Below are 10,981 nucleotides of genomic sequence, written 5' to 3'. Positions count from 1 at the left end.
GCGGAGCTGCAGGCGCTGCTGAACCGCATCTGCGCGGGCAACGGCGACTGCGGCATCCGCCGCGGCCCGACGGTGCTGAACCCGTTGCTCCTCCCCGGGGCTCCAGGCGCGCCCGCCGCCGGGGTGGCCGCTCAGGTCGTGACGGCGGCCGACGTCGCACGGTTCCTCCCCGCGCTCGGCGCGGTCCACTCCGAGCCGAACGGATGGGCCGTCGTCGGGGTGCCCGCCAACTTCTGGGCCGACGTGCAGCCGGCGACCGTCGAGGGCACCCTGCTCGGCGGGCCGGCCGAGGTGCGCTTCACGCCGCAGCTGTACCGATGGATCTACGGCGACGGCGCCGAGCGCACCACCGCGACACCCGGCGCGACGTGGGCGGCCCTCGGCCAGCAGGAGCTCACCGTCACCGCCACGAGCCACGTGTACACGTCCCGAGCGAGCCGGCGGGCGCAGGTCGAGGTGATCTATGCCGCGGAGTACCGGGTCGGCGCGGGGCCCTGGCTCCCGGTTCTCGGCGCGGTCACCGGCACGACGCCGCCGGCGCCGGTCCTCGTGGTCACCGAGCGCACCGTTCTCACACCCCCCGCCTGACGCATGTGCGGCCCCCGCGGACGTCTGCGGCAGGTGTGCCGGCAGCAGATGTCCGTGCGAGCCGCAGACGGGCGCGGTCAGAGCCGGCCGGCCGCCTTCAGGGCGAGGTAGCGGTCCGCGAGCGCCGGCGGCAGGTCCTCGGGGGGCGCCGTGACGACCTCCGCGCCCATCCGTCGCACCGCTGCGGCGAGGCGTGCGGTCTCCAGCAGGCTGCGCTCCGCCGCCGCGGCCAGGTAGACGCCGTCGCGGTCGCGCCGGTCCGTCGTCATCGAGACGACCGCCGGGTCCGTGACCGAGGCGATCACGACGGTGTGCCGGCTGGTCAGCTGCGGCAGCGTGGTCAGCAGGCCGCGCGCGCTGCCGGCGCCCTCGAGCGAGGTGACCAGCACCACGAAGGCGTGCTGCGACGTGAGCGCGCGGATCTGACCGGGCACCGAGGTCCAGTCGGTCTCGAGCAGCTCGGGCTCGACCGGTGCCATCGCCTCCACCATCCGGTGCAGCACCTCGGCCGACGAGGCGTTGTGCACGCGGGCCCGGATGCGGCGGTCCCAGACGAGCAGGTCCACCCGGTCGCCCGCACGGGTCGCGAGCGCGGTGAGCAGGAGCGATGACTCGAACGCGGTGTCGAGGCGCGTCTCGTCGGCGATGCGGGCCGCAGCGGTGCGGCCGGAGTCGACGACGATCACGACGCGGCGGTCCCGCTCGGGGCGCCAGGTGCGCACCATGAGCCGACGGCCCGCCCCGGGGAGCGCGGAGTTACGGGCGGTCGCGCGCCAGTCGATGGAGCGCACGTCGTCGCCGCGCACGTACTCCCGGAGCGAGTCGAACTCCGTGCCCTGGCCGCGCACCTGCAGCAGGGTGCGGCCGTCGAGCTCCCGGAGGCGCGCGAGGCGCGACGGCAGGTGCCGGCGCGAGTTGAACGGCGGCAGCACCCGCACGGCGGCGGGCGCGACGAGGGTCGCCTGGCGGCCCGCGAACCTCAGCGGCCCCAGCGAGCGGACGGTGACCTGCTCGCTGCGCCGCTCACCGCGCCGGGTCGGCGTCAACGTCGTGGCGAACGCCCGCCGCTCGCCGGGCGGCAGGTCGAGGGGCCAGCGGGACGGCGCGGCGCCGGCGGACGGCGTCCAGGCGTCGCGGACGATGCCGTGGATCCGGCCGCGCCCGGCGTTGGTGAGCAGCAGCGTCGCCCGCACGGGCTCGCCCAGGCGCACCGCATCGGGCAGGTCCCGCTCCACCCGGATCCGCCGGGGCGAGGCCGCGGTCGCGACGTCGGTCCCGATCAGCAGCGCCACGAGCGCGAGCCAGGCGAGCAGGGTGCCGACCGCCCAGGCGGGCCCGAAGCCGCCGAGCCCCACGAGGGGCACGAGCCCGACGAGCAGCAGCAGCGGCACCCGCCCCGTGATCACCACGGCAGCACGCCTCCGGGCACGGCCACACGCGCGCCACTGACCACGGGAGTTGCCAGGTTCTGTGGTTTCGAGCGCCCGATACCAGCAGAGAGTGGCAACTCTCGAGTGAGGAGCGTGGTCACAGGGGGACCTGCACGTTCGCGATCACGCTGCGCAGCACCGCGTCGACCGAGACACCCTCCAGCTCCGCCTCAGGCCGCAGGCGGATGCGGTGCCGCAGCACCGGGAGCGCCATGTCCTGCACGTGGTCGGGGGTGAGCGCTGCGGCACCCCGCAGCCACGCCCACGCCCGGGACGCGGCGAGCAGCGCGGTCGCACCGCGCGGGGAGACGCCGAGCTGCACGCTCGGCGCGTTCCTGGTGCCCCGCACGAGGTCGACGACGTAGCCGAGCACGTCCGGGGCGGCCTGCACCTGCTGCACGGCCGCGCGCGCCTGCACGAGGTCCTCGGGCCGGAGCACCGGGCGGACGCCCGCGGCCTGCAGATCCCGCGGGTCGAATCCGGCGGCGTGCCGCGACAGCACCTCGACCTCCTGCTCACGCGGCGGAACGTCGAGCACCAGCTTCATCAGGAAGCGGTCGAGCTGCGCCTCCGGCAGCGTGTAGGTGCCCTCGTACTCGACCGGGTTCTGGGTCGCGGCGACGAGGAACGGCTCCGGCAGCTTCCGCGAGACGCCGTCGACGGTGACCTGCCGCTCCTCCATCGCCTCGAGCAGCGCGGACTGCGTCTTCGGCGGCGTGCGGTTGATCTCGTCCGCGAGCAGCAGGTTCGTGAACACGGGTCCGGCCCGGAAGTCGAACCTCCCGGAGCTCGCGTCGAAGACCGTCGAGCCCGTCACGTCGCCCGGCATCAGGTCCGGCGTGAACTGCACGCGCGTGGTCTGCAGCGCCAGCGACGCCGACAGCGACCGCACGAGCAGCGTCTTCGCGACCCCGGGGACGCCCTCGAGCAGCACGTGTCCGCGGGCGAGCAGGGCGATGATCAGGCCGGTCACGGCCGCGTCCTGGCCCACCACGGCCTTGCCCACCTCCGTGCGGACGGCGGCGAGGCGGATGCGGAGGTCGTCGGTCATCGGGAGGTTCCGTTCTGCGGGGCGGATCGGGGGGCGTCGGGGCGGACGGCGGCGGTGACGGCCGCCTCCAGCCGCACGAGGTCGTCGGAGAGGCGCACGAGGTCGGCGTCGGACCGCGGCTCGGCCTCGAGCAGGAGCCCGCGGATCTCCTCACGGGGCCTGCCGAGCGCGCCCGCGGCGGCGGTCGCGACCTCGTCGACGGTCGCGAGCCGCGACAGCCCGAGCGTGGGGGCGAGCCGGCCGATCGTGCCGATGCGCAGCGCATCCGCGGCACGGAGCCGTGCGCCGGTGCGCTGGTAGAGCCGGGCCCGGCCCTCGACCGTCTCCCGGGACCGCACGATGACGGGCAGCCGCTCGACGACGAGGGGGCCGAGGCGCCGGCCGCGCCACAGCGCCGCGGCGAGTCCGCTCGCGAACAGCAGCAGCACGAGCGGCGTGACCCACGCCGGTGTGAGCTGCTGCAGGGTGATGCGGCCGCCGATCGACGGGTCCAGCGGATCCGGCCGGTACCAGACGAGTCGCCGGTGTGCCCCGAGGGCGTTCAGCGCCACGGCCGCGTTGCCGTCCTCCGCGACGTGTGCGTTCTCGAATGCCGTGCCGTCGGCGAGCAGCACGACATGGGTGCCCTGGGTGGTGCCGGAGACGAGCTGGCCGCCCCCGCCCGAGGTGTCGGTGTAGCAGGTGGTCGCCGCGCCGCCGATCACGCGCAGTGATTGGGAGACGCCGGTGAGGTCCATCGAGCCGGCGCGCTGGGCGATCGGGTCGCTGCAGCCCGCTGAGGCCGTGGTCCCGTCCGGCCGGCCCGCCTCCCGCGCGGCGGGCAGCACGACGCCGAGGGCGACGACGCCCGGATGCACGACGACGAGCCGCGGGGCGCGCGGCAGGAGGGCCCGCCATCCGGCGGCCGGCACGAGGCCGTCGGCGTCGTCGACGAGCAGGGTCTCGGTGCCGGCGGGCACGTCGGCGAGTCGCGAGACCCGCGTGACCGCGACACCCTGCTGCTCGAGGACGGAGCGGAGCGCCTGCGCGCCGGCCGGCGCCGGGTTGTCCGGCCCGAAGGGCGTCCCCGCGTTCACGCCGCCGGCGGTGAACAGCCCGATCAGCGCGAGCACGACGACGACCACCGCCACGATCGCCGGGAAGCGGAGGCGGCGGACGGCCTGCCGGAGGGTCGGGGTGGCCGCCGGCGTGATCTCCACGGCGGTCATCGCGGCAGGGCCGCCGCGTCCTCGAGGAGCGGGCGGGTGACCATCAGCCGGTCGTCGAGCGCCGCGACGGCCTCGGCCTCGGCCCTGGTCGCCGCCCGGCCCGCGTAGCGGACGTCGTCGAACACGGCGGCTGCCGCGTCCAGGTCCCGCCGGTCGGCCGGGAACGCCTCCGCCGCCCGCCGCGCGAACCCGGTGGCGGTGGTGCCGGGGAAGACCGTGAGCACGGTGCGCTCGTCGAGCCCGCGCGCCAGCCCGCGGAACCGCTCGAGCACCGCCGTCGACCAGTCGCTCCCGGCGAAGGCCGCGGCGGATGAGCGGCGCAGCTCGTCCGCGGTGCGCCGGTCGTCCTCGCCGAACAGCCCGGCCCCGACCCCGCTGCGCCGGTTCAGCCGCGGCACGCCGAAGAGCACCAGCGCGACGACGATCAGCGCCACCACCACGATCAGCGCCGCCACGAGCAGCACCGGCGGCGCGACCGACGTCTTCGAGGTGAACAGGCTCTGGAACCACTCGAACACCGCCTGCGAGACGATGTCGAACGGTGTCGGCTTCGCGGTCTGGTACGGCGCCTTCGCCAGCTCCTGCATGAGCCACTGGCGTGCCTGGTCGCCGCCGGGCTGCACGGGCACGGCGGTCGGCAGTCCTCCGATCACTTCGCCGCCGGCTCGAACGGATCCGGGCCGCCCTGCTCCACGACGCGCTGCAGCTCGAGGTCGAGCCCCTCGCGGCGGATCCGGCGGTCGAGATAGGTCAGGGCGAACGCCGAGACCTGGGCGACGACGCCGATGCTCTGCACGAGGGAGGAGACGATCGTGGCGGGGATGGAAGTGATCAGTGCCGTCTGGACCGCGACGGTCGGATCCGTGGAGCCGGCGGCGTTCGGGAAGAGCAGGCCGCCCACCGCGCCGCCGATCAGGCTGAACGGGGCGCTCACGATCTGGCTGGCGATCCCGACCATCACGATCACCAGCAGGAAGATGCCGAGGGTGCGCCAGAACGCGCCGCGCATGAGCACCCAGGAGCGGCCGATCGCCGCGAAGACCCCGAGTCCCTCGAGCACGATCGCGCTCGGCACGGTGGCCAGCTTCACCAGCAGGAACCCCGCGGCGATCGCGAAGGCGAGGCCCCCGAAGACGCCGAGGAGCACCGCGAGCACCACACCGACCGTCGTCCCGGTGAGTGCGATTCCCGTGACGAGCAGGGCGAGCACCACGATCACGACGATCTCGACGCCGGACACGAGCACCCCGAAGCCGATCAGCGGCCAGATGGACCGCAGCGCCCGCCGCAGCACCTCGCCGGCGCCGGGCCGCTTGCCGAGCGTGCCGCGCGCGACGGCGAGCGTCAGCATGCCCTGCAGCAGCGCGGTGCCGAAGATCGAGATCGCGGCGACGACGAGTCCGCCGAGCGCCCCCTCCGCGATCACGCCTGCGGCGACGGCGCCCTGGTCGGGCCCGCTCGCGTGCTGCAGGCGGTCGACCGCCGAGACGCCGACGAGACCGAAGAGCGCGAGCGTCAAGCCGACCTGCACGACGTTCACGATCAGCGTGGGCACGATCGTGGCGCGCGGGTTGTAGCGCAGCACGGCGAACGCGGCGCCGAGCAGCTGGCCGAACGACAGCGGATGCAGGGGGATCAGGCCCGGCTTCGGCGGGGGCACGTAGGCGCCGGGGGCGGGGTAGCCGCCCGGCTGCTGGCCGTATCCGTGCTGCCCGCTCCCGGCGGACGGCGGAGGGGCGGCAGGGGCCGGCGGGGTCCAGCCGGGGATCCGCTCACCGTAGCGGGGCGGTCCCTCCTGGCGCGGACGCTGCCCGCCGTCGCCCTGACCACCGGACGGCGAGGCCCATTCGTCCCCCTGATCAGCCATGACGCAACTCTCGCACGTCGGGCGCCGCGGTCGCGGGAGGCGGGCGTGATACCCGGCGATCCGCGGTCGAGGCAGTACGCTGAGCCCACTTCCGCGCACCCGAGCGCGAAGCGGCTCAAGGAGAACTCGAGGCATGAGCGGGCGCATCCTGGTCGTCGACGACGACACGGCGCTGGCCGAGATGATCGGCATCGTGCTGCGCACCGAGGGGTTCGACCCCGTGTTCTGCGCGGACGGCGCCAAGGCGGTCGGTGCGTTCCGGGCCGCGAAGCCCGACCTGGTGCTGCTCGACCTGATGCTGCCGGGCGTCGACGGCATCCAGGTGTGCCGCGAGATCCGGGCGGAGAGCGGCGTGCCGGTCATCATGCTCACCGCGAAGTCCGACACCACCGACGTCGTGGTCGGCCTCGAGTCCGGGGCGGACGACTACGTCGTGAAGCCGTTCGACCCCAAGGAGCTCGTCGCCCGCATCCGCACCCGGCTGCGCCCGGCGCCGGCCACGCCCGGCAGCCGCCTGCGCATCGGTGATCTCGTCGTCGACGCCGCCGGCCACGAGGTGCTGCGCGGGGACACGAAGATCCAGCTCACGCCGCTCGAGTTCGACCTGCTGCACACCCTGGCGGCCAAGCCGCACCAGGTCTTCACCCGCGAGATGCTGCTCGAGCAGGTGTGGGGCTACCACTACAAGGCGGACACCCGCCTCGTGAACGTGCACGTGCAGCGCCTCCGCGCCAAGGTCGAGCGCGACCCCGAGAACCCCAGGATCGTGACCACGGTGCGCGGCGTCGGCTACCGCGCGGGCGCGGCAGTCTGACCCGGATGTCCTCCGGCGCGACCGTCGGGCGGCCCCTTCCCGGCACCCGCCTCCTGCAGGCGCGCAGGGCGGCGACGGCTCCCGTGCACCTGTGGCGGCGGTCGCTCCGCGTGCGCACGGTCGTGGTGACCGTGCTGCTCAGCGCGGTCGCGCTCGTGTCGGTGGGCGGCGTCCTGTCGGTGAGCATCGCCAACGGCCTCTACCACGACCGCGTGAACCAGGTGCTCGCCTCCTCGGCGCGCGCCGCGTCCGCCGCGCAGCGCGTGCTCGGAACCGCGACCGCGTACGACCCGACGACCTTGGGCGTGCTGCAGCAGAGCGCGGTCGAGCAGGTGCGCACGACCGCGGCCGCGGACGGGCTGGCATGGCTCGTCAGCCCGGGGCAGTCGGGCAGTGTCGCGCTGCCGGCGGTCACGATCCCGAGTGGGGTCGAGGCCGTGATCTCGCAGCAGCTCAAGCGCTCGGTGGAGGCCGCACCGACGGGCCAGCATTACCAGCCCGTCGCGCTGCCCTCCGGCCCCGGCCGCACCCTCCCGGGCATCATCGTGGGGGAGCCTCTGCAGGTGGGGGGCAACCAGTACGAGCTCTACCTCGTCTACAACCTCTCCGAGGTGCAGGCGACCCTCGACCTCGTGCAGCGCACGCTGCTCATCGGCGGCGCGGCCCTGCTGCTGCTGATCGGCGGGGTCACGACCGTCGTCGTGTCGCTCGTCGTGCGGCCGATCAAGGAGGCCGCGCTCGTGTCGGAGGAGCTCGCCGACGGGCGGCTCGAGCAGCGCATCCCGGAGCGCGGGGAGGACGTCGTCGCCACGCTCGCCCGGTCCTTCAACCGGATGGCGGACGGCCTGCAGCGGCAGATCACCCAGCTCGCGAACCTCTCCCGCGTGCAGCAGCGCTTCGTCTCGGACGTCTCCCACGAGCTGCGCACGCCGCTGACGACGATCCGCCTGGCCAGCGATGTGCTCTACGACGGCCGCGAGGCCCTCGATCCGCCGGCCGCCCGGTCGGCCGAGCTGCTCCGGGACCAGGTGGAGCGCTTCGAGGCGCTGCTCGGCGACCTGCTCGAGATCAGCCGGATGGATGCGCAGGCCGCCGACGTCGCGGGGGAACCGACGAACCTCGTCGAGCTCGCCCGTGAGGCGATCGACTCGCTCGCGGGGCTGGCAGACGAGATGGGCACCCCCGTGCGGCTGGTCACCCCCGGCGGCCACGTCGAGATCGAGGTCGACGCCCGCCGCATCGCCCGCATCGTGCGCAACCTCCTCGCGAACGCCATCGAGCACGGCGACGGGCGCCCCATCGTCCTGACGGTCGACAGCTCCGCCACCGCGGTGGGCCTCGGTGTGCGCGACCACGGCGCCGGCATGCCCCAGCACCACGCCGACCGCGTGTTCGACCGGTTCTGGCGCGCGGATCCGTCCCGCCAGCGGCGGATCGGCGGCACGGGCCTCGGACTCGCGATCAGCCTCGAGGACGCGCTGCTGCACGGTGGCAGCCTCGAGGTGTGGAGCCGGGAGGGCGACGGCACGAACTTCGTGCTCACCCTGCCGAGGTCGCCCGACGCCCCGATGATCGGCCGTCCCGTGCCGCTCGAGCCGGCCGACGCGTTCCCGTCGACCGCGGTGGCGGCCACGCACCGCCCGCCCACGGGTCGCCTCCCGGCGGTGCGGAGATGAGGCGGTGGTGGGCGGCGCTCCTCGCGGCCGCCTGCGTGCTGGTGCTGGCCGGGTGCGCCGACATCCCCACGAGCGGCGACGTCAAGGTGGGGCAGACGCAGGACGTGAAGAACCAGGACGTGGTGCTGGTCCCGTACCCGCCCGCGCAGGGCGAGGCGCCCGCGGACATCGTGCAGGGCTTCCTCACCGCGGCGACCGGCCAGCAGCACTCGTACCGGGTGGCCCGCGACTTCCTCACCCCGGCCCTCGCGAAGACCTGGAACCCCGACGCCCGCGTGCTCATCCACGACCAGCCGTGGCAGGTGAAGGCGGTCTCCGAGACCTCGATCGTCGTCACCGTCCCGGCCACCGCGGAGGTGAACGCGGAGGGCGTCTACACCGGCTACGCCGCACCGCGTGACCGGCCCGTGCCGTTCACCCTCGCCAAGGTGAACGGTCAGTGGCGGATCGCGAAGACGCCCGGCGGCATCGTCCTCGGGACCAACTACTTCGGCAGCCTCTTCACGGCGCGGCCGGCCTACTACTTCGACCCGCGGTGGTCGCAGACCGTGCCCGATCTGCGGTGGTTCCCGGCCCGCAACATCACGCCGCTGCGCGTCGTGCAGGCCCTGCTCGCCGGTCCGGCGGCGCCGATCGCGCCACCGGTGACCACGAGCGCCTTCCCGCACGGAACGACGGTCAGCTCGGTGCAGGTCGCCTCCGGCGTCGCCACCGTGGATCTCGACACCGGGTCGGAGCTGCCGTCGCTCACCGCGGTGACCCGCATGCGCGCCCAGCTGGAGGACTCGCTGCTCAACCTGAAGGGCATCCAGCAGGTGCAGGTCTCGGTCGGCGGCCACGTGGAGCACGCGCCGACGCTGCCACCCACAGCGGCCCCGCCGCTGAGCGCGCTCGTGCTGCGCAAGGGCGTCGTCGGCACCATCGCGGGGTCGGACTTCAAGCCCGAGCGGACGCTGGGGCGGCAGATCGCCGCGACCGGGCCGCAGGGCGGCACCGTGTCGCTGTCCCGCGGGTTCGCCGCCGTCCGCACGCCCTCCGGCATCGAGGTCGTCACGGCGGGCGCGACCCGAGTCGTGGACTCGCGGCCAGGGCTCATCGATCCCACCCTCGACGACCGGGGCTGGACCTACTCCGTGCCCCAGGCCGATCCGAACAGCTGGCGGGCCGTCGACGCCCGCGGCCATGTCGTGTCCGTCGCGGTGACCATGCAGGACGTCACCTCGATCATCGCCATCGAGGCGTCCCGCGACGGCACGCGGATGCTGGTGCTCGCGTCGACCGATCGCGGCCCCATCGCGTTCGTCGCGGGGATCGTCCGCGACACGTCCGGGGTCCCGCTCGCCCTCACGAGCCAGCACTACGACGTCGACGTGCCGGCCTCCACGACCGCGCTCGACGCCACCTGGGTCGATGCCGCCGGCTCGTCGGTCGCGGTGCTCGCGCAGGACGACACCGGCGACGACGTCACGGTGCAGCAGCTCGGCGGCCTGCCCAGCTCGGTCGGGCGCCTCTCCATGGCGGACACCCTCGTCGGCGCGACGAGCCTGAAGGACCTCCGCGCCCGGCTGCAGAACGGCTCGATCGCCGAGCTGTCGGGCGCCGTCTGGTCGACCGACCCGTCGGTCGCGGCCGACGTGCTCTTCGTGCAGCGCTGACCGCTCCTCCCCATGCTCCGGAGCGGCGCCGCCGGCGCGCATCGGCGCTCACCCGCCGGGCCGTCCCGCGCGTCGGCGGCATCCTGCCGGGATGACGGAGGTGGCGAGCACCGGCACGGTCGCAGCGGCGCGGGGGCGGGTCGCCGCACTGCTCGGGATGCTGCAGGAGGTCGTGCTGCCCGTGCCGTGCACCGGGTGCGGGTCCGTCGGGCCGCCGATCTGTGCGGCGTGCCGCCTCGCGCTCCTGCCGGTGCCGTCGCTGCGTCGCATCGGGACCAGGGCGTTGCCCGTCTGGAGCGGGCTCGCCTACGAAGGGGTGGCGCGCAGCGTGCTCCTCGCGTTCAAGAACGAGGGCCGCACGGAGCACGGGCCGCACCTCGCCGCCGCGCTGCGCGCCGCGATCGAGGCGGCGTCGCCCGTGCTCGGGGCGGAGCCCGTCACGCTCGTGCCCATGCCGGCCACCATCCGCTCGACGCGCGATCGCGGGTACGACCCCGTGCGGGTGGTGCTGCGCCGGGCGTCGCTGCCGTCGCTGCGGCTGCTCCGCCTCGAACGGCGCGCCGCGGATCAGCGGGCGCTCGGGCGCGAGGATCGGCTGCGGAACGTGGCGGGCAGCATGCGCAGCGGCGCGGCCGACGGACGACGGGTGCTGCTCGTCGACGACGTCGTCACCACCGGCGCGACGCTCACCG

General features: G+C 74.7%; 9 protein-coding genes and 1 pseudogene. 5 read left to right on the top strand and 5 right to left on the bottom strand.

What is annotated here, in order from left to right; all coding sequences use genetic code 11:
* A pseudogene (locus JWQ92_RS00760) lies at positions 1-588 on the top strand (hypothetical protein); the annotation flags it as partial.
* 77 nt (positions 589-665) lie between these two features.
* Here the strand turns inward: JWQ92_RS00760 and JWQ92_RS00755 are convergent.
* The 5 genes from JWQ92_RS00755 to JWQ92_RS00735 all read right to left on the bottom strand — a co-directional run bounded on the left by JWQ92_RS00755 (position 666) and on the right by JWQ92_RS00735 (position 6,144).
* Positions 666-1,997 (bottom strand): DUF58 domain-containing protein, encoded by a 1,332-nt coding sequence (locus JWQ92_RS00755; RefSeq protein ID WP_297342549.1) that lies wholly within the window; start codon positions 1,995-1,997, stop codon positions 666-668.
* Positions 1,998-2,115: 118 nt separating this feature from the next.
* Entirely contained in the window at positions 2,116-3,069 is a 954-nt protein-coding gene (locus JWQ92_RS00750; protein ID WP_297342548.1) for a MoxR family ATPase, read from the bottom strand.
* Positions 3,066-4,277 (bottom strand): DUF4350 domain-containing protein, encoded by a 1,212-nt coding sequence (locus JWQ92_RS00745; protein WP_297342547.1) that lies wholly within the window; start codon positions 4,275-4,277, stop codon positions 3,066-3,068. The genes JWQ92_RS00750 and JWQ92_RS00745 overlap by 4 nt, the downstream gene beginning before the upstream one ends.
* Entirely contained in the window at positions 4,274-4,906 is a 633-nt protein-coding gene (locus JWQ92_RS00740) for a DUF4129 domain-containing protein (protein ID WP_297342546.1), read from the bottom strand. The genes JWQ92_RS00745 and JWQ92_RS00740 overlap by 4 nt, the downstream gene beginning before the upstream one ends.
* A gap of 20 nt (positions 4,907-4,926) precedes the next feature.
* Positions 4,927-6,144, bottom strand: coding sequence for a hypothetical protein (locus JWQ92_RS00735; protein ID WP_297342545.1), 1,218 nt, complete (start codon positions 6,142-6,144; stop codon positions 4,927-4,929).
* A gap of 133 nt (positions 6,145-6,277) precedes the next feature.
* On the opposite strand from JWQ92_RS00735, the gene mtrA reads away from it, so the two are divergent.
* The 4 genes from mtrA to JWQ92_RS00715 all read left to right on the top strand — a co-directional run.
* The gene (mtrA, locus tag JWQ92_RS00730) at positions 6,278-6,958 is read left to right on the top strand and encodes an MtrAB system response regulator MtrA (RefSeq protein ID WP_297342544.1); all 681 of its coding nucleotides are present in this window, start codon (positions 6,278-6,280) and stop codon (positions 6,956-6,958) included.
* Between the two features lie 5 nt (positions 6,959-6,963).
* On the top strand, positions 6,964-8,634 hold the full coding sequence (gene mtrB, locus JWQ92_RS00725; RefSeq protein WP_297342543.1) for an MtrAB system histidine kinase MtrB: 1,671 nt from the start codon (positions 6,964-6,966) through the stop codon (positions 8,632-8,634).
* Positions 8,631-10,289 (top strand): GerMN domain-containing protein, encoded by a 1,659-nt coding sequence (locus JWQ92_RS00720; RefSeq protein ID WP_297342542.1) that lies wholly within the window; start codon positions 8,631-8,633, stop codon positions 10,287-10,289. Before mtrB ends, JWQ92_RS00720 begins: the two co-directional genes overlap by 4 nt.
* 91 nt (positions 10,290-10,380) lie before the next feature.
* The coding region (locus tag JWQ92_RS00715) for a ComF family protein (protein WP_297342541.1) at positions 10,381-10,981 on the top strand (601 nt) is incomplete at its 3' end.

This window comes from Amnibacterium sp. (genome assembly GCF_025463795.1).
Classification (GTDB): domain Bacteria; phylum Actinomycetota; class Actinomycetes; order Actinomycetales; family Microbacteriaceae; genus Amnibacterium.
Note: the sequence above shows the minus strand (reverse complement) of the source record. Positions and strands in the feature narration are given on the sequence as shown.